The 19,338-nt window shown below is 69.0% G+C and carries 17 protein-coding genes; 2 read left to right on the forward strand and 15 right to left on the reverse strand.

The features are described 5' to 3' along the window. From GXY35_07270 to upp, 12 genes are all read right to left on the reverse strand, one after another. The coding region (locus GXY35_07270; GenBank protein ID NLW94373.1) for a DMT family protein at positions 1 to 114 on the reverse strand (114 nt) is incomplete at its 3' end. 252 nt (positions 115 to 366) lie between these two features. Further along, the gene (locus GXY35_07275; GenBank protein ID NLW94374.1) at positions 367 to 1,629 is read right to left on the reverse strand and encodes a hypothetical protein; all 1,263 of its coding nucleotides are present in this window, start codon (positions 1,627 to 1,629) and stop codon (positions 367 to 369) included. A 173-nt stretch (positions 1,630 to 1,802) separates the two neighbouring features. Then, entirely contained in the window at positions 1,803 to 3,005 is a 1,203-nt protein-coding gene (locus GXY35_07280) for a M48 family metallopeptidase (GenBank protein NLW94375.1), read from the reverse strand. 153 nt (positions 3,006 to 3,158) lie between these two features. After that, positions 3,159 to 4,508 carry a putative aminohydrolase SsnA gene (gene ssnA, locus GXY35_07285; GenBank protein ID NLW94376.1) on the reverse strand — a complete coding sequence of 450 codons (1,350 nt, stop codon included), beginning with the start codon at positions 4,506 to 4,508 and terminating at the stop codon, positions 3,159 to 3,161. 116 nt (positions 4,509 to 4,624) lie between these two features. Continuing rightward, complete coding sequence (locus GXY35_07290) at positions 4,625 to 7,129, reverse strand: FAD-dependent oxidoreductase (protein NLW94377.1); 2,505 nt, start codon at positions 7,127 to 7,129, stop codon at positions 4,625 to 4,627. Between the two features lie 55 nt (positions 7,130 to 7,184). Then, complete coding sequence (locus tag GXY35_07295; GenBank protein ID NLW94378.1) at positions 7,185 to 8,039, reverse strand: xanthine dehydrogenase family protein subunit M; 855 nt, start codon at positions 8,037 to 8,039, stop codon at positions 7,185 to 7,187. Beyond that, positions 8,036 to 8,503 (reverse strand): (2Fe-2S)-binding protein, encoded by a 468-nt coding sequence (locus GXY35_07300; GenBank protein NLW94379.1) that lies wholly within the window; start codon positions 8,501 to 8,503, stop codon positions 8,036 to 8,038. The genes GXY35_07295 and GXY35_07300 overlap by 4 nt, the downstream gene beginning before the upstream one ends. A gap of 110 nt (positions 8,504 to 8,613) precedes the next feature. Then, positions 8,614 to 10,959 (reverse strand): molybdopterin-dependent oxidoreductase, encoded by a 2,346-nt coding sequence (locus GXY35_07305; protein ID NLW94380.1) that lies wholly within the window; start codon positions 10,957 to 10,959, stop codon positions 8,614 to 8,616. A 23-nt stretch (positions 10,960 to 10,982) separates the two neighbouring features. Continuing rightward, the gene (locus GXY35_07310) at positions 10,983 to 11,210 is read right to left on the reverse strand and encodes a MoaD/ThiS family protein (GenBank protein ID NLW94381.1); all 228 of its coding nucleotides are present in this window, start codon (positions 11,208 to 11,210) and stop codon (positions 10,983 to 10,985) included. A gap of 52 nt (positions 11,211 to 11,262) precedes the next feature. Beyond that, the gene (locus tag GXY35_07315; GenBank protein NLW94382.1) at positions 11,263 to 11,403 is read right to left on the reverse strand and encodes an XdhC family protein; all 141 of its coding nucleotides are present in this window, start codon (positions 11,401 to 11,403) and stop codon (positions 11,263 to 11,265) included. 54 nt (positions 11,404 to 11,457) lie between these two features. Next, complete coding sequence (locus tag GXY35_07320; protein NLW94383.1) at positions 11,458 to 12,039, reverse strand: nucleotidyltransferase family protein; 582 nt, start codon at positions 12,037 to 12,039, stop codon at positions 11,458 to 11,460. 180 nt (positions 12,040 to 12,219) lie between these two features. Then, on the reverse strand, positions 12,220 to 12,843 hold the full coding sequence (gene upp / locus GXY35_07325) for a uracil phosphoribosyltransferase (GenBank protein NLW94384.1): 624 nt from the start codon (positions 12,841 to 12,843) through the stop codon (positions 12,220 to 12,222). Positions 12,844 to 13,087: 244 nt separating this feature from the next. Between upp and GXY35_07330 the strand changes: the two genes are divergently transcribed. Beyond that, on the forward strand, positions 13,088 to 14,179 hold the full coding sequence (locus GXY35_07330) for an inositol-3-phosphate synthase (GenBank protein NLW94385.1): 1,092 nt from the start codon (positions 13,088 to 13,090) through the stop codon (positions 14,177 to 14,179). Here the strand turns inward: GXY35_07330 and GXY35_07335 are convergent. The 3 genes from GXY35_07335 to GXY35_07345 are packed head-to-tail and all read right to left on the reverse strand — an operon-like array spanning position 14,154 to position 18,456. Then, entirely contained in the window at positions 14,154 to 14,579 is a 426-nt protein-coding gene (locus GXY35_07335; protein ID NLW94386.1) for a response regulator, read from the reverse strand. The genes GXY35_07330 and GXY35_07335 overlap by 26 nt on opposite strands. After that, complete coding sequence (locus GXY35_07340) at positions 14,576 to 14,998, reverse strand: response regulator (GenBank protein NLW94387.1); 423 nt, start codon at positions 14,996 to 14,998, stop codon at positions 14,576 to 14,578. Before GXY35_07340 ends, GXY35_07335 begins: the two co-directional genes overlap by 4 nt. Positions 14,999 to 15,015: 17 nt before the next feature. Continuing rightward, a complete protein-coding gene (locus GXY35_07345) occupies positions 15,016 to 18,456 on the reverse strand; it encodes a PAS domain-containing protein (GenBank protein ID NLW94388.1) in 3,441 nt (1,146 codons plus the stop codon). Positions 18,457 to 18,586: 130 nt separating this feature from the next. Here GXY35_07345 and GXY35_07350 point away from each other — a divergent pair, with 130 nt between their 5' ends. After that, a complete protein-coding gene (locus GXY35_07350; GenBank protein NLW94389.1) occupies positions 18,587 to 19,267 on the forward strand; it encodes a CDP-alcohol phosphatidyltransferase family protein in 681 nt (226 codons plus the stop codon). Positions 19,268 to 19,338: the final 71 nt, after the last annotated feature.

Below are 19,338 nucleotides of genomic sequence, written 5' to 3' on the forward strand. Positions count from 1 at the left end.
CCAGCTCAGGAGGGCGGCGATGAACCAGGCCCGGTTGTTCAGGTTCCGCAAATGGGCGTACCAGGCAAACGTCATGAAGATATTGGAGAGCATCAGGAGGACGACGGTCTTCACGAGCACGGACATAGTCGGATCCTTTTCGTATGCGCGGTGTAGTTGGATGCGGCGCGCGAACGGATAGTATAGGAAAAGGCGTGAAGTGTGAAAAGGGTCAGAACGGCGAGGAAGGCGCGAACGGGGGGAACGGCGCAAAGGGCGGGAAGGTGCCGAAAAATCCGGACGGCGCGAGCGGCGGCACGCCCCGCGTTCGATCGATCTCGAAACGACAAACGCCCCGGACGCGCGGCGCCCGCCCCCCGTCCCCGCTCAGTCCGTTACCGTGAGGTACTGCTCGTCCAACTCGAATGCGCTCCCCACCCCCGTCACCCGCGCGCCCTCGTCCGCAAGTCCGAGGATGACCCGGTATCGGCCCGCAACCCCGGGAGGCACCTTCATCTGGAGCAGCGTCCCGTCATACTCCCCGAACAGGAACACCTTGCGCGCGATCGGCTCCACGCCGGGCACGAGAGAGTTTCCGAACCGGATCGAGTAGACGCCCGCGGGGCCGAGCAGCACGGCGTAGGCGTCGAACTTCCATTTCAATATCGGCATTACCGCCGCCTTCACCACGAGCGTATTGCCCGCGGCAAGATCGGTGCCGTTCGTCGTGACCTGTACGAGCTTGTCCGGCACGGGCGTCGGGCCCGGCATCGGCGTGGGCGTCGGGGATCCGACGCTGTCGTCTACATGGAAGGAGTCGTGTCTGAAGTCCCTCCCCGAGAATGAATAGGTGTAACCATCGGTGGTGATCGTGATATCCCCGTTCGCCCGGTGGACGGGGTACCCTTCTCCATTCTCATAGTCGCGGGCATAGTAGATCGTCTTCACCTCGGCGTATTTCAGGTTGTCCAGCGTCTCCAGATGGGGGCTCGATGCACTGCCGCAGACGACGGCGTACTCGGGCCTGATGGCCTGGAGGTACTCGGCGCTTGAACTGCTGCGACTCCCGTGATGGCTCACCTTGAGCACATCCACGTTCACGCCGAGCGCCCGGAGCGCATCCCCCATCCACTCCTCGCGCCTGGTAGTAAGGTCGCCCGCGGTCAGGTAGTCGAACCCCCCGTAAGTGATCAGCAGGGCCATGCTCTCCCTGTTCTCGTCGCTGGTATCCTCGCACGACAGATACACCGCCTCCTCCCCGATGACCTTGCTGTTGGCGGCGACGCACTGCACGATCACGCCGTCCTTGTCGTAAAGGATATCGCCGGGCCTGGTGTTGTTCCGGTGGTGCTGTGCGCTCGATTCACAGGAACTGCCGCAATGGTCGGAGTGAAAATGCGACACGGTGGTGATGTCGCCGTTCGCGCAGTCGATCGACATCGTCGTCAAATCCGGGAAGGTGATCAGGTGCCCCTCGTTGCCCGTGCCGTAGGTGGTGATCGTCAGGCTGCCGTGCGCGCCCCGGCCGGCGTCTCCGAGATCCGCGCCGCCGCCGCCCGCGGGACAGGCCGCCAGCAGCAGGGCGGGAACGAGAACCGTACGCAGCGCCGCAACAATCGTCCGCGCAATGAAACGCCTGTGTGCATCCATCAGCTCTGGCCTCATAAAGGGTTTTGTCAATATAGCATGCCGATCGGGCCGCATCAAGCCGCCGCCCCCCCCCCGCACGGCCCTCATCGTCGTCACTATCGCATCTCATCCGCGCGGGGTTGTCTCCCAATTGTCTCCTGATTGTAAAATCGCACGGGGGGGGCGGGGGCGGGTCAAAACTCCTTGGAATCGCTCGCCGCGGAGGGGAGGCGCCGCAGGGCCCGTATCCTCTCCAGGACCGGCGGGTGGCTGTAGTCGAGGATCACCTTGAGCGGGTGGGGGGTGAGGTTCGAGAGGTTGTCCACGCTGAGCTTCTTGAGCGCCGAGATCATCGGACCGGCCCCCGCGGCGGCGGCTGCGAAGGCATCCGCCGCGTACTCGTTCCGGCGGGAGAGGGCGTTGAGGAGGGCGGAGAGAACCGTCTGCACGGGGGCGTAGAGAAAGCCGAAGAGGACGATCCCCGCGTAGGGGGAGACGCGCGCCATTCGGAACGCGTCGAAGAGGCCCCTGCGCTCCATCAGGAAGGAGAGGAGGAAGAACATCAGGCCGGTGGAGGCCGCGACGGCGAGAAACGAGACGAGGAGGTGGCGCCTCTTGTAGTGCCCGATCTCGTGCGCCAGGACCGCCACGAGTTCCGGCACGGCGTGCCGGGCGATGAGCGTGTCGAAGAGCACGATCCTCCTGAACCTGCCGAAGCCGGTGAAGAAGGCGTTCGAGCGGGTGGACCGGCGCGAGGCGTCCATCCGCCAGACGCCCCGCATCCTGAAGCCGAGCGCCTTCGCCGTCCGGTGGATCGCCTCCTTGAGCTCGCCGTCCTCGAGCGGGATGAAGGTGTTGAAGAGCGGCAGGATCAGCGCCGGGGCGATGAAGACGACGCAGAGCTGGACGAGCACGACCACCCCCCAGCAGAGCGCCCAGGCCCGGGCCCCCTCGCGACCGAAGAGCCAGAGCACCGCCGCGAACGCCGCGCCGCCGATCAGTCCCCCCAGGAGCCACTGCTTCAGCAGGTCCGCGACGAACGTGGCGGGGGTCGTCCGGTTGAAGCCGTAGCGCTCCTCGATCGAGAAGGTGCGCCACGCGGCGAACGGCACCCGGAGGAGCTTCGAGGCCGCGAGCAGCGTCCCCGCGAAGACGAGCCCCGTGGCGATCGGCCCGGCGCCGAAACCGCGCGCGAAACGGTCGGCGAGGTCGAAGCCGCCGAGCAGGATGCAGGCGGCGAGGAGGGCGAACCTGACGCTCTCCTCGACACAGCCCAGGCGCGTCGCCTCCGCCAGATACGCCTGCGAGGCGCGGTAGCGGGACGGGTCGTACCAGCCCGCGAACTCCTCCGGCAGCTCGCCGCCCGCCCTCCTGAGGTTGAGGAGGGCGACCGCCATCTCCAGGAGGTATTCGCCGACCAGCACGGCGAGAACGGCGGCGAGGTAGACGTTGAGGCCGGGCACGCACGCCCCCTGGACGACGTTGAACAGGCGCGCACCCGGGCCTCGAGAGGCCCGGCCAGACGGGCGCGACCCGCGGGAAACGAAGCGTCAGAACCGCCGCCAGAACGCCTTCGCCAGCTCGCGCGACCTCGCGGCGATCTTCTCCTCGTCCGCGACGAGGATCTCGCCGTCGCGCATCAGCACCCTCCCGTTCACGACCGTCGTCCGGACCCGGGCTCCGCAGAGCCCGAACAGGAAGTGGCCGAGGAAGGTCGATTCGTCGAGCGGCGTCGGCGGGTCGTAGTCGAGGAGGATCAGGTCGCCGCACGCCCCCTTCCGGAGCTCGCCCACCGGCCGGGGGAAGAAACGGTTCGCGATGCGGGCGTTGTGGCTGAGCAGCAGCTGGCACGACTCGACGAAGAAGACGCGCGGGTCCCGCGCGGCGAGCTTGTGCAGGATGTTGGCCACCCGCACCTCGTCGCGCATGTTCGCGGTCATCCCGTCCGTGCCGAGCCCCACGAGGACCCCCTTGGAGAGCATCGAGCGGACCGGGGCGACCCCGACCGCGTTGTTCATGTTCGACTGCGGGTTGTGCACCGCCGGGGTGCCGCTGTTCCGGAGAAGGTCGATCTCGCCGGAGTTCACATGCACGCAGTGGACGGCGATCGACTTCTCCCCCAGCCCCCCGGCGCGGTTGAGGCGCCGCACCACCCGCTGGCTGTACCGCTTCTCGTTCTCCGCCTGGTCGGCGGCGTCCTCCGCGACGTGCACGTGGATGCCGGTTTCGAGTTCCTTCGCGGCCTCGACCGACTCAAGGAGCGTCTCTTCGCCGACGGTGAAGAGGGCGTGGAGGCCGAACATCCCCGCGACGAGACCGTCCCCGTTCGCCTGGGAGGCCTTCGCCTTTCGGACGAAACGGACGTTCTCCTCGATCCCCTCCCTCCCCTTCCCGTACCGGTCGGAGACGCCGAGACAAAGGCAGCCGCGCACGCCGGTCAGACGGAGGGCGTCCTCGATCGGGTCGAGGCAGCCGTCCTGCCAGCCCTGGCTCTCGTGGTGGTCGATGATCGTCGTGGTGCCGCCGCGGATGCAGTCCAGGAGCGGGACGAGCGCGCTGTACGAGATGTCGTCCTTCTCGAGCGCCCGGTCGAGCGGCCACCAGAGCCGCTCGAGGATCTGGACGAAGTTCGCGGGGGGGGGCTGCTTCGGGGAGAGCCCCCGGGCGAAGGTCGAGTAGAGGTGCATGTGCGCGTTGATGAACCCCGGCATCACCACCGCGCCACGCGCGTCGATCCGCGCCGCGCCGGATGCCTTGCGGGCGACCTTGGCCGACGGGCCGACCTCCTCGATGACGCCGCCTTTCACCAGCACCGCGCCGCCGTGGATGACCTTGTTGTTTTCGCCGAGCGTGACTACAATGCCGTTCTCGACGAGCAGCGGCTTCTCTTTCCGCGCCATATGCTCCTCCTTCTTGATCCTTAACTCTTTTGCCCGGAACTGCTTACAAAGTTACCCACAGCCCCACGGCACACGTAAGTGTGCCCTGGGGTGGGGGTGCCGTATCTCCCGTTCGCTCACTTCTTTTTCTCCTTCGCCGTGCGCTCGCGCATCCGTATCGCGCCGACGAAACATTGCAGGGAACAGAGGCTGCAGCCGACGCACCGCTCCGCGTCGGTGACCGGGTGCAGGTTCTTGTCGAGGGAGATCGCCAGGTACGGGCAGCGGGTGCAGTTGCCGCAGCTCACGCAGAGGTCCGGATCCGCCTCGGAGATCAGCTTCTCCCCGCTCAGGGCCATGAAATCCCTGATCGGTTCCGGCTGCGCCCGCCCCACGAGTTCCCGCACCGACCGGATGCCGCGGTCCTGCATGAGATGGCTCAGGCCGGAACGCAGGTCGTCGATGACCCCGTAGCCGCACCTCTCAACGGCGGTGCAGAACTGCACCGTCCCCGCGCCGAGGGCGAGGAAATCGGCGGCCGCCTTGTAGTCCATCGGCCCCGCGTTCCCGGAGATTGCGACCCCCATTCCGCCGGCGTTCGCGAGGCAGAGGTAGCTGATCGGCGTGACCCCCTCCCCGCTCATCCCCACGACGACGCCCTCCTCCCACTCCTTCTTCCGGCCCGGCTTGAAGCAGAGCGTCGGGAAGGTGTTGGCGAGCGTCACCCCCGCCTTCGCCCCGGGGCGCGCCTCGAACGCCTTCCTCACCGCGCGGAGGATGACCTTGATGTCGGTGACGGCGCTCGTGAGCTTGAACAGCTTCGGGACGGCCGGATCGCCCGCCTCGAGCACCCAGCCGATGATCTTTGCGGTGAGCGCGGCGTTCTGGGAGACGATGTCGCCCTCGGCCCCTTCCCCCCCCTGCGGGCAGGAGAGACTGTACTCGATCAGCATCGCCCCCGCCTTCTCGAGCTTCTTCGTGTTGCCCTGCCAGGAGAGGCGGTCGGCCTCGTCGTTCCCGGAGACGGTCCCCCCGGTGGAGGCGGCGGTGAGCCGGTCGGGATAGCGCTTCACGAGCCGACCGACCTCTTCGCAGACCCGGTCGAGCGTATGGTCGGAGACGTTGTCGCAGTTCCCCCAGGTCTCATCCGAGAAGCAGTTCATGTACCCGGCGGGGATATGGATCGGGAGGTTGTCGAAGGCGGTCTTGAGGATGACGCCCGGCCAGCCCGCCTCGTACGCCTTCACCGCCTGGTCGTAGCCGTCCGTGGCGGGCGAGGCGGAGAGGAGGAACGGGGCGCTGAGCCGCCGCCCGAGGAATTCGGTCTCGAGGGAGACCGGCTCGAACTCGTAGCCCGGGACGGCGATCGCGCTCTTGGTCGCCTTCTCGATCCGCGGCGGCGTATCCCCGGAGAGGAACGCGTCCGCCTGGGCGGCGGCGTTCTTCCCGGCCGCGGCCGCTTCGACCACCGTGGTGGGGCCGGTGGCAGCGTCGCCGGCGAAGAAGACCCCTTTCGCCCTTGAGGAGACGAGCCCCGGCCGGGCGCCGATCGCCACGATGACCCGGTCGAAGCCGGGGCGCTCCTGGGCGCTCCCCTTCACCTCCCGGATCGCCTTCGGGCCGAACCTCTTCCCCGCGGGCAGTTCGACCTTGACGGTGCGCAGCCCCGCGACCTTCCCCCCGCGCGCGAGGATCGCGGTCACCTTCGTCCGCCCGCTCACCTCGATCCCGTGGGCGCGCATCTCCTGGCGCTCGCGGGGGGTAAGCGGCATCTCGCCGATCGACTCGAGGGCGAACATCTCCACCGCCGCCGCGCCGCTTCCGGCGGCCGTGACGGCGCAGTCCAGCGCGCTCGCGCCGCCGCCGATCACCGCCACGCGCCGCCCCTTCATCCGGAACGAGGCCGGATTCTTCAGGTAGTCGATGCCGAAGACCGCCCGATCCTCGCCGGGGATCCCCATCCGTACCGGCGCCCAGAGGCCGGGGGCGACCACCACCGCCCCGTAGCCCCGCTCGAGCAGCTTCTCCGGCGCCTGGATCCTCTTCCCGCTCTTCAGGGAGATCCGGTCCATGAAGAAGACCCACCGCAGGTCGCTCTCGAGGACCGCCCGGGGGAGGCGGTGCGCCGGGATGCAGGCGCACATCCCGCCCGCCTTCTTCTCGCTCTCGAAGATATCCACCGCGTAGCCGCGCTGGGCCAGGACGATGGCCGCGCCGAGGCCCGCGGGCCCGGCGCCGACGACCGCGACCCGCCTGCCGTTCGGCGGCGGCGACGCGAAGCGCGGCATCACCCCCATCGCCTTCGCCCTGGCGATGATCGTCGCCTGGACCGCGGGGATGTTGACGGGGGAATCGAACCGTTCATGCACGCAGGCCTGCATGCAGTGCCGGTCCGGGCAGACCATCCCGCACACCCCGCCGAGCGGGTTCTGGCGCATGATCTGCGCCGCCGCCCGGCGGATGTCGGACGGGTTCCCGACCTTCGCGGCCCTGATGAAGTCGAACGGGGAGCAGTCGCAGGGGCACGCCGCCTTGCACGGCTTCTCCGCGCAGTACTCGCACTTGGCCAGTTCGGCCTTCAACTGGGCGTCGGTGAGCAGGACGTTGCCGGGACAGGTCTTCAGTGCCGCGGATTTTTTCATGGCGTTCCTTTCCTGTAGCGCACGCGTGTCGAGGGGTTGTCTGAAGCGGGAATCCTCAGGGCGCCGTGAGCCTCGCGAGGCCTTTCTGGAGCAGCGCGCCCGCCATCCTGTTTCGGTACGATTCGGTCGAGCGCAGATCCGTGATCGCCCGGGACTCCTTTTCCGCGATCCGGGCCGCCTCCCGGGCGACCTCGTCGCCGAGGGGCTTTCCCTCGATGAAGGCGGCCGTGCGGGGCGCCATGATGACCGTCGAGGCGACCGCGCCGAGGGAGATTGAGACCCCTCGCAGCGCGGCGCCGTCGCGCCGCGCCGCGAGGGCGACCCCGACCTTGGAGATGGAGAGGAGACGCCGCTGGCCGAGCCGCTCGTAGAAGCTCGCCGCGTCCGGGCCGAGCCCCGCGAACGAGACCTCCGCCAGGAGTTCGTCGCGCCGGATCACCGTCTTCCCGGGGCCGAGGAAGAAGGCGCGCAGGGGGATCTTCCGTTCCCCGCGCGCGCTCCGCAGCGAGACCGTCGCGTCGAGCGCCATCAGCGGGGGGGTCGAGTCCGCGACCGGGGAGGCGTTCACGATGTTGCCGCCGATCGTGGCGAGGTTCCTGAGCTGGGGAGAGCCGATGAGGAGCGCCGCCTCGCAGAGCAGCGGCGCGCGCCGCTTCAGGATCGGCGACCGCTCGATCTGGCGGTGCGTGACGAGCGCCCCGATCCGCACCGTTTCGCCATCCTCCCCGATCTCGCGCAGGTCCCCGATACGGCTCAGATTCAGGAGCAGGCGGGGGGACTTCCTGCGCTCCAGCACCTGGACGACGAGGTCCGTCCCGCCGGCGATGACCTTCACCCCCTCCCCCTCACGGGCGAGGATCTCGAGCGCCTCCTGCAGCGTCCCGGGGGAGAGGGTGTCGATGCGTCTCATCCGCGAAGCCTCCTCGCGGCGAGGGCGACCGCGTCGAATATCTTCACGTAGCCGGTGCAGCGGCAGATGTTCCCCGAGAGCCCCTCCTTGATCTGGTCGAGCGTCGGGTCGGGGTTCTCCTCGATGAGGGCGCGCGCGGACATCAGGAAGCCGGGGATGCAGTAGCCGCACTGCACGGCGCCCGCCTCCACGAACGCCTCCTGGAGCGCCTTCCCGATTTTGTCGGCGGCGAGCCCCTCGACGGTCATGATCTTCCTCCCCTCGATCTGCGAGGCGAGGACGAGGCAGGAGACGACGGGGACGCCGTCCATCAGCACGGTGCAGGCGCCGCACTCCCCCTTGCCGCACCCCTCCTTGGTCCCGGTGAGCCCCATCCCCTCCCGCAGGATGTCGAGCAGGGTGGTCGTCGGGGATGTCTCCACCGAGACGCGCTTCCCGTTCACCGAAAATCCGACCTTGATCATTTCACCTCGCCATTCACCGTCGCCACAGAGATCACAGAGCACACAGAGGAAGAAAAGGTTGTTTCTGCCGCGGATTTTCACGGATCCTTACGGATACCTGCATATCCACCTCAATCCGTGGCCATCCGTGTAGAACCGTGGCGACAATCAAGATGCCTTTCTCTGCGGTCTCTGTGATCTCTGTGGCTAACCGTTGTTTTTTTATCCAGCGCCGCAATGACCTTCTCCGGCGTCACCGGCAGCTCGGTGAACCGCACCCCGATCGCATCGGCGACGGCGTTGAGGATGGCGGGGGCCGTGGGGGTGGTGACCACCTCGGCGACGCTGCGGGCGCCAAACGGCCCGCTCCCCTCGGGGACCTCGACCGGGATCGTCTCGATCTCCGGGACCTCCCACGACGCGGGGAGGATGTAGGTGGAGAGCCCCGTGTTCTTGAACCGCCCCTTCTCGAGCACGTTCTCCTCCCAGAGGGCGTACCCGATCCCCATCACGATCCCCCCCTCGCTCTGCCCCTCCACGTTGATCGGATTGATGACGGTGCCGCAGTCGGGGATCGCGACCACCTTCTTCACGGCGATCTCTCCGGTGAGCGTGTCCACCTCGACGAGGACGATCTGCGTGTTCGAGCAGAAGACGAGGTGCGGGAGGCCCATCGAGAACTCCTCCTTCGCGACCGGGATGTTGAAGATCCCCTCCTCCCGAAGCGGGCCGGCGGCGGCGATCTCCACGAACGAGACGGAGCGGGAGCCGTCCGCTGTGTGCACCGCTCCATCCGCAAGGGCGAGGGACTCCGCGTCGACAGCCAGTTTCTTCGCCGCGACCTCCCGGATGCGGGCGGCCAGGGCGCGCGCGGCCAGGAGCGTCGCCTGGCCGGCCGCGTAGAGCACGCGCGAGGCGGTGGTCGTCCCCGAATCGAGCGTCAGCTTCGTGTCCGCGCCGACGAACCGGATCGCCGCCGGCGGGACATCCAGCACCTCCGCCGCCACCTGGGCGATCCCTGTGTAGCTCCCCTGGCCGATCTCGATCGTCCCCTGGTAGAGGGTGACGGCGCCGTCCGCGGAGAGTTCCAGCGTGGTGGCGGCGTAGTCGGGGAGCCCCTTCCCGAGCCCGCTCCCCTGGAAACAGCAGGCGACGCCGACCCCGCGCTTCTTCCAGCGGTTGTCCGGCCGGGAGCGGTCGATCTCGGCCTTCACCCGGTCGCGCTCGGCCCAGAGCGGGTGCGCCATGGCCTTCTCGACCGTCTTGTCGACGCCGAACGCCATCAGCATCGGCTGCCCGATGCCGAAGATGTCTCCCTGCCGGATCACGTTTTTCGCACGCAGGGCGAGCGGATCGAGGCCGAGCCGGTCGGCGAGGATGTTCATCTGCGACTCCATCGCGACATGCGCCTGCGTCGCGCCGAAACCGCGGTAGGCCCCGCTCATCCCGTTGTTCGTATAGACCGCCCAGCCGTCCACCTTCAGGTTGGGGATCAGATACGGTCCGCAGCCGTGCTCGACGACGAGACAGAGCACCGGTCCGCTCAGGGACGCGTAGGCGCCGCCGTCCTGGAGCGCCCAAACCTCGTGGGCGACAAGCGTGCCGTCGCGCATCGCGCCGGTTTTCATCCTGATCTCGACCGGGTGGCGGTGCGTGCAGCTGATGAAATGCTCCTCGCGGCTGAACCAGATCTTCGACGGCCGCCGCGTCTTGAGGGCGAGGAGGGCGAGGAGTATCTGCACCGTCACCTCGTCCTTGCCTCCGAACGCCCCGCCGGTGTACGGCTCGATCACCCGTATCTTCTCCTCCGGGTAGTCGAGGGCGCGGGAGATCTGGGTAACGTCCCTGAACGCGTACTGGCCCCCGCACCGGACCGTCAGGAGGCCGTCGGCGTCGACCGTGGCGAACCCCGCCTCGGTCTCGATGAAGCCGTGGTCCATCATCTGCGTCCGGTAGGTCTGCTCGACGACGACGTCCGCCTTCGCGAACCCCGCGTCGATCTCCCCGCGGGTGAAATGCAGCTCGTGCACGATGTTGCCGCCCTCGTGGAGCGGGACGCAGTCCTTCTCGAGGGCCTTGCGGGGATCGTCCACGAGCGGCAGCGGCTCGTACTCCACCTTGATCAAACCGAGCGCCTTCTCCGCGATCTCCTTCGTCTGCGCGCCGACCAGGGCGACCGCGTCGCCGACGTAGCGGACCCGGTCGCTGCAGAGGACCGGCTGGTCCTGCCGCTCGATCCCGAACCGGTTGCTCCCCTTCACGTCCTCGTGGGTGAGCACCGCGACGACCCCGCGCAGCTTCTTCGCCTCGGAGGTGTCGATGGAGAGGATGCGGGCGTGGGGATGCGCGGCCCTGAGGACCCTCCCCCAGACCATCCCCTTCTCGTAGATGTCGGACGGGTACTTCAGGCTCCCCTCCACCTTGGGCCTGGCATCGATCCTGGTGATGCGCTTCCCGATGTATTTGTAGGCCGCCATCTCCCTGACCTTCGGTCTTCCCTCTAGCCGCCGCCGACCGGCTGGAACAGCGACACCGCGCTCCCGTCCCGGAGGACCGCGTCGAGCGGGGCGCGCCTGCCGTCCACGAGCGCCCAGAGCGAGGCGGTGCGCGGGATCCCCAGCCGCTCCGCGATCGCCCGCGGCGTCGCCCCCTCCGGGAGCTCCATCGCGAATTCGCTCTCCGGCGCGTAGCTTCGGTACGCGCCGAAGAGGGATACCGTGATCGTCATCGGGCGCCGCTCCCCACGTGCCGGGATAGTCTAGCGGACGCGCCGGGGGCTTTCAATCGGAATTCTGCGCCCCCCGACTCGAGCGCAGAAGCTCCTCCGCCACGGAGGCGGCGATCTCCTCAACGGTCGATCCGTCCGCGCGCACGAGCATCCCGGCGCCGGCTTTCCGCGGAAACGATTCCCGGGTCGCGATGACCGCGGCGCGCGCCCCCCGGCCGGCATCGAGCTCCTTTGTCGCGCGAACCGTTTACCCTGTCCGCACCATCCTCTTGTACTCCTCCGGCGTGTCGATGTCCGCCACGATCCCGGGATCGTCGAACGCGATCCGCCTGACCCGCGCCGGATCGGCCCGCACCACCGCCCGCGCCCCCTCGCCCGCCGGCGCGGCGAACAGCTCGGCGAACACCGACCGGGGAAAGACAACCGGGTGCCCTCCCCTCCCCCGGTGGGAGGCGACGAGGATCATCCCCGGCTCCTTCTCCGCCTCCTGCCGCATCGTCCGGTAGGTGGCGGCGGAGACGAGCGGGTGGTCCACCAGCGTCACCAGGGCGCCGTGCGATCCCGATGCGACGGCCCGCAGGCCGCACCGCAGCGACGAGAGCTGGCCGTCGCGGTACGCGGGGTTGACGACGATCGACGCCGCGACGCGGCGCGACGACCGGACGCGTTCCGCGTCCGCGCCGAGCACGGCGACGATCTCCGCCACCCCCGCCTCCGAGAGGCGTGCGCAGACCGCGGAGAGGAACGTCTCCTCCCCGACCGGCAGGAGCGCCTTCGGCGTCCCCATCCGGCTCGATTCGCCCGCGGCGAGCACGATGGCTGAGATCATAACCGACTTTCACCACGGAGGCACGGAGGAGGAGAAGCGACGAAGACGATCAGCCGCGGATTCTCGCGGATCTTCGCGGAAGCCCACACGGCGCACAACCGTCAGCGCGGATCCGCGCCGATCCGCGGCAGAAAGGATCCTCTCCCTCCGTGGTTTCTCTGAACCTTATGGCGCCTTCGCCTATTCCGTGCCGAAGATCCGGTCGCCCGCGTCGCCGATGCCGGGGACGATGTAGGCGCGCCGGTTGAGGCCCCGGTCCACGGCGGCGGTGTAGATGCGGAGGTCCGGGTGGCGGCGCTCCGCCTCGCGCACCCCCTCGGGCGCGGCCAGCAGCGTGACCGCGCGGATATCGCGGGCGCGGTTCTTCTTGAGGATATCGACGGCGGCGGCGAGCGACCCGCCGGTGGCGAGCATCGGGTCGAGGACGACAACGACGCGTCCGGCGAGGGACCGGGGGAGGGAGCGGGAGTATTCCCGCGGTCTGAACGTCCGCTCGTCCCTGCGGAGGCCGATCACCCCGACGGCCGCGCCGGGGACGAGTTCGAGGAAGCCGTCCAGCATCCCGAGCCCCGCCCTGAGGATCGGCACCGCGACCACCGCCTCGTCCCCGAGCAGCCGCCCCTCCGCCACGCCGAGCGGCGTGCGGACACGACGGGGCCGGAGCGGGAGGTCCCGCAGCGCCTCGGTCGCGAGGATCAGCGTCGCCCGCCGCACCAGCCGGCGGAACCGGGGCGGTTCCGTGCGCCTGTCGCGCAGCCGGGCGAGCGCGTCCGCGAGCAGCGCGTGATCAACCGTGACGAGCATCTCCGCCGCCTTTCTGTGCGCCGCGTCCGGCCGGGCGGGCAGGCCCCTCCGACCGGACAGGCCGAGAGTCTAGCACCGCGCCGGCCGCGGCACCAGCGGAATTCGATCTCTCCCCGGGACGCATCCGACGGAGATCCCGCGCGCGCGTCCGCCGCCGAAACGGCACAAAGGATCTTGCGGCGGGGGGCACAACGGGTATATACTGTGAACCTCAAGATAAGGAGGAGGTTCCTTGAAGCGACCGATTCGCATCGCGCTGGCCGGCGTGGGGAACTGCGCCAGCTCGCTCATCCAGGGGATCGAGCATTACCGGCGCAACGCCGCGGGGGGGGCGGGAGCCATCGGGCTGATGCACTGGGAGATCCAGGGCCTCACCCCGGCGGATATCGAGGTGGTGGCGGCGTTCGACATCGACCGGCGCAAGGTCGGGCGGCCCCTGCACGAGGCGCTCTTCGCCAAGCCCAACTGCACCAAAACGATCGTCGCCGACATGCCGCCGAGCCCCGTGATCGTGAAGCCGGGCCCGGTCCTCGACGGCGTCGCCCCGCACATGAAGGACTACGACGAGGACCAGATATTCCTCCCCGTCGACTGCCCGCCGTGCGACGTCGCCGGGGAGCTCGAGGCGAGCGGAGCCGAGATACTCCTCAACTACCTCCCGGTGGGCTCGCAGAAGGCGGTGGAGTTCTACGCCGACTGCTGCCTCTCAACCGGGGTGAGCCTCATCAACTGCATGCCGGTCTTCATCGTCTCCGACGAGGCGTGGGCCCGGCGCTTCTCCGAGAAGCGGATCCCCGTCGTGGGGGACGACGTCAAAGCGCAGGTGGGCGCCACGATTGTCCACCGGACGCTCGCCAAGCTGTTCGACGACCGGGGGGTCAGGCTCGACCGCACCTACCAGCTCAACACCGGCGGCAACACCGATTTCCTGAACATGCTCAACCGGGACCGCCTCGCGACGAAACGCATCTCGAAGACCGAGGCGGTCCAGTCGCAGCTCTCGACCCCGCTGCACAAGGACGATATCCACGTGGGGCCCTCGGACTACGTCGCGTGGCAGAAGGACAACAAGGTCTGCTTCCTCAGGATGGAGGGGCGCGGCTTCGCGGGGATCCCGATGAACCTGGAACTGCGCCTCTCCGTCGAGGATTCCCCCAACAGCGCTGGCGTCTCGATCGACGCCATCCGCTGTTGCCGGGTCGCGCGCGAGCGGGGGCTCGGCGGCCCGATCGACGCCGTCTGCGCCTACACGATGAAGCACCCTCCGCGGCAGATGCCCGACACTGTCGCCCGGGACCTCGTCCAGCGGTTCATCGACGGGGAGGAACCTGCCTGACGGGCGCCTCCCCCGTTTCGCCGCTCCCCCGGCGCCGCGACAGCGCCGCACGCACCGCCTTCACGATCGTCTCCTCGTAGCGGCCGTCTTTAAAGAGGACGGCCGCCGCCCCGGAGCGCAGCGCCTCCGCGGCGACCTGTTCCCGATCCCCCCCGGAGAAGACCAGAACGGGAAGATCCGGCCGCGCCTCCACGACCCGCCTGAGCGTGTCGACTCCCCAGCTGTCCGGGAGCGAGAGATCGAGCAGCACGGCGTCGATCCCCCCTTGCCTGAGGCGGTCCAGGGCCGTGGAGAGCCGGTCGGCCCATTCGACATCGAGCGCATCGGCGGTGAACTCCCTGACAAGCCGGGCCTGCAGGGGGCTGTCCTCGACGAGCAGGATCCTCGGGCGCGGCGTCATTGCCCACCCGCCCTCCCGCCGGGGAGCCGCGCGACGCCGAACCAGAACGCGGCGATCCCCCGCACCGCGGCCGCGAACCCGTCGAGGGTGGCGGGCTTGGTGATGTAACAGTTCGCGTACAGCTCGTAGGCCCGCACCACGTCCTCCTCCGCCATGGAGCCGGTGAGCACGACGACCGGGATCCGCCGCAACGCCTCGTCCGTCTTCATATCGGAGAGGAACTCCCTCCCGTTCTTGCGCGGGAGATTGAGGTCGAGGAGGATAAGGTCGGGGAGCCGCGCGCCCGGGGCGCGCAGGGCGTTCAGCGCCTCGATCCCGTCGCGGACCACGCGCAGCCTTGCGGCGATCCCCTCCTCCTTCAGCACCTCCTCGAGGAGCCGCGCGTCGCCGGGATTGTCCTCCACGAGCAGCAGCTCCACGATGCCTCGCGTCCGCATCACGCTCCCCTCCCCCCGCCGTGCGCCCCTTCGGCGGGGATCGTGAAGAAGAACGTCGCCCCGCGCCCCGGCTGCGACTCGACCCATATCCTTCCGCCGTGCCGCTCGACGATCTTGCGGCAGAGCGCGAGGCCGATGCCGGTTCCCGGGTACTCGTCCCTGCCGTGCAGGCGCTGAAAGATGACGAAGATCCGCTCGGCGAATCGAGGCTCGATCCCGATCCCGTTGTCGCGGACCGAGAAGAGCCACTCCGCCCCCTCGCGCCGCGCCGAGACGTGGATGCGCGGAGGGACGGCGCTCTTGAACCTCACCGCGTTCCCGATCAGGTTCTGGAAGAGCTGGCCGAGCTCCTGCTCGTTCCCGGCCACGACCGGGAGCGGGTCGCGGGTGACGGCGCCGCGGGACTCGGAGATCGCCACCGCGAGGTTGGCGAGCGCCCGGTCGAGCGCGGCGCCGCAGTCAATCGGGGCGCGCGGCGAAGCGCCCGTGCCGAGACGCGAATACTCCAGGAGGCCGCTGATGAGCCCCTTCATGTGGCCGGCCCCCTCCACGGCGAAGCGGATGAACTCGGCCGCGTCCCCCCCGAGAAGGGCGCCGTAGCGCTTGTCGAGGAGCTGCAGGTAGCTGGTCACCATCCGGAGCGGCTCCTGCAGGTCGTGCGAGGCGACGTAGGCGAACTGCTCGAGCTCCTGGTTGGACCGTCGCAGGTCGCGGGCCGCCGTGCGGAGCGCCTCCTCCGCGCGCGAGCGGGCCTCCTCGATCTCGATCCCGTGGAGGGCGAAGGCGATGTCGCGGGCGAGCTCGCCGAAGAGCGCGCACTCCTCCTCGTCCGCGGAGAAATCCGCCGGGAGCCCGACCGAGAGGAGGCCGTAGACGCGGCCGCCGTAGCCGAGGCGCACGGTCATCGCCCCCTTCCGGTGGTACCCCCCGGCGAGAGGGCAGCTCGGGCAGGCGGAAGGCGGGTCCACGACGATGACCGGCTCGTCGCCCTCGAGCGCCCGCCTTCCGCAATCGGGGAGATCCCCGCGCCTGATGCGCTCCACGAGCCCGGCGAAATCGGGCCCGACGCCCGACTCGGCGGCCTCGCGAACCTCCCCGGAGTTCCCGAGCAACACCGCCCACGCGTTGATGTAGCCCCGGTGCGTCACGAGGCTCGCGCACGCCCCGCCGATGAGCTTGGCGCGGTTCTTCTCGCGGGTGATGAGGTGGTCCGCGCCTCGCAGCGCCCGGAGCACCCGCGTGAGGTGCTCCATCCGCTTCTCGGCGCGTTTCCGTTCGGTGATGTCGCGTGAGATCCCGACGGTGCCGATCACCCGCCCCTCGTAGTCGTAGACCGGCGCCTTGATCGTTTCGAGCCATGTGCGCGCGCCGGAAAGATTGACGGACGGCTCCTCGATGCAGACCCGTTTCCCCGCCGACATCACCTCGACGTCGTCCCGCCGGTACCGCTCCGCGCGATCCTGCGGCCAGACATCGAAGTCGTTTTTCCCGATCAGCTCGTCGGGGCGCGCGCCTACCGTCCGGGCGAACGGCTCGTTCACGGCGATGTACCTGCTTTCCGTGTCCTTCAGCCACGCGGTGTCTGGGATGCCGTCGAGGAGCGCCTTCTGCTGGCGCTGGGTCTTCCGGAGCGCCTGCTCGACCAGCTTCTGCCCGGTGATGTCGCGGACGATCAGCATGCCCCCCACGGCGTCGCCCTTGTCGTCCCTGAGCAGCGTCCCGCTCATCCACGCGTGGAAGACGGAGCCGTCCTTCCGCGCCTGGCGGACCTCCTCCTGGTGGGCCCCTCCGGTCTCCACCCTGCCCTTGAACAGCTCCATCTCGCGGGCGCCCTGCCCCGGCGGGAAGAAGGCGGCGAACGGCTTCCCGGGAAGCTCCTCGGCGCCGTAGCCGTACATCGCCGCCCAGGAGGCGTTGGCGAACGTCAGGACCCCCGACGGGTCGGTGACCGCGATGCCGTCGATCGACTGCGCCACCGCCATCCCGAGCATGTAGAGGCGCTTCTCCGACTCCTTCCGCTCCGTGATATCGTCGAACAGGATCGCGAAGTAGCCCTTGCGCGGGCTGTAGGCGGAGAGCGAGTACCAGCGGTTCAGAAAGACGGAGTAGCGTTCGACGCGCGCCGTCTCGCCGGTGAGGGCGACCTTCCCGTAGAGGCTCATCCAGTCGAACGCGTCGCGCACGATGCCGGGCATCACCTCCGAGGCCTTCCTCCCCAAGATCGCCTCGCGGCGGAGCCGCGTCAGCTTTTCGAAGACGTGGTTGACCTCGATGAAAACGAAGTCCGTCGCCTCGCCGCGCTGGTCGGTCACGATCCGATGGTAGGCGAAACCGGTGAGCATGTTCTCGAAGAGGCAACGAAAATCCTCTTCGCTGCGTTTGAGGACCTCCTGCGTCCGCTCCAGGGCCACGAGCATCCCGTTGATGGATCCCGCCAGCCGCGACAGTTCGTCGCGCCCGCCGAGGATCACGCGCGAGGAGAGGTCGCCGGTGCTGCCGATGGCGTCCACCCGCGTCGTGAGCCGGCCGAGCGGCGAGAGGAGGAGCCGCTCGAGGACGAGCACGAAGCCGGCGCTGAAGACGAACCCGACCGCCAGCATCGAGAGGACGAGGTACTGCAGCGTGTCGAGTCCGCGCGCGTGGATGTCCCGCAGTTCCTGGACGCGCAGGATGAGCGCGGGGGCGCCGTACAGGTCGGGCAGCATCCGGTAGCCCCCCAGTGTCCCCCCGTCGAGCGGCCGCACAAGATCCCCCGGCGCGCCGGCGAAGGAGGCGCGGGCGAGACGGAAATCTACGGGGAGGTCCGGGGCGTCGAACGGGAGAAAGGTGAACTCGACATGCGTCAGGGAGGCGATCTCCCTCCCCCTCTCCTCGTCGAGACTGCGCGCCATCAGGAGCGCGCCCCTGATCGGGCCGGATCCCTCGCCGGTGAGGACCGGCCGCGTTGCGACGAGAACGGGCCCGGAGGCGAGCATCACGATCCCCGCGGCCCGGTCGTCGCGCGAGCGGTGCGCGAGCAGGGGGGAGTCGGGCGACAGGTGCCGCGCGATCGCCTCCGGGAACGGCGCCTTGACGCCGGCGAGGCGGTCGAAACCGATCGCCTGGACGATGCGTCCCTCGGGATCCATGAACGCGATGGCGTCGATCTTCAACGCGGCGAGCGTGACGTCGTTAAGATTCATCCGCTCGAACGCCTCGTTTCGGTCGGCGATGTAAGCGCAGGTCTCGTCCCACCAGGCCCAGTCGCGGGTGATGAAGTCGAGCTGCTCGACCTCCGCGGCGAGGGCGTCCCGGACCCGGTCCAGGTTCTTGACGATGCGCTGCTCCTCGAGCGCCTCGAAGCTGTCGAGCAGGATGGTGCGGGAGGCGGAGTAGAAGACGGCGACCATGCAGAGCAGCATGCCGCCGAACGTGGCAAGTATCTTCGCGCGCAGGGTCATCGAAACGCCCCGGGGCCCAGTTCAGTATAGCGCGGGGGCGAGCAGGGTGACAAATGGCATTTGTCACGCCCCTCGGCGGCGCGCTATACTGTCCGCGATGATCCCGTACACGGAAGCCGTGCGGCGCAGGGTGAACCGCCTGAAAGATCTGATCACCGACGCCCTCCTGCGCCTCGGCGTCTCCGCGAACGCGGTGACCGTCGCGGGGTTCCTGATCGCCTGTCTCGCCGGCGCGTCGTTCGCCCTCGGGCGGTTTCGGCTCGGCGGCGTTTTGATCCTCTGCACCGGGGCCTGCGATGTCCTGGACGGCGCCGTCGCGAAGCGGTCCGGGCGGGTGACCGCCTTCGGGGGCTTCCTCGATTCATGCCTCGACCGTCTGTCGGACATCGCGCTCCTCGGCGGCGCCGGGCTCTTCTACGCCGCGCACGGCCCCCTGCGCAATACCCTCCTCGCGATCCTCGCCGCCGGCGGCGCGGTCCTCACGAGCTACGCGCGCGCCCGCGCGGAGAATATCGGCGTCTCCTCCACGGTGGGGTTCTGGGAGCGTCCGGAACGCACCTTCATGCTGATGATGGGGGGGCTCTTCCTCAGGATGCCGAGCGTGCTCTGGGAACTCGCCGTCTTCGCCAACATCACCGCCGCGCACCGGCTCGTGCATGTCTGGCGGCAGGTAGAGAGGCCGTCGTGGCGGCCGCCGTCCATCCCGGTCGTCACCGATATCCTCTTCTGGGAGCACCCGCGCTACTGCTGGCAGTACGACCTGTACGTGGGGCTCGGGATCCTGGTGCCGCTGCTCCTGCCGATTCGATGATACACGGCCATCCCCGCGCTCTCGCGCGCGCATGCGCGCACCCGCCGGGCGTATCCGGCGGCGCGCCCCCG

It is taken from the genome of Chlamydiota bacterium, from assembly GCA_012729785.1.
Classification (GTDB): Bacteria; Auribacterota; Tritonobacteria; order UBA1439; family UBA1439; genus UBA1439.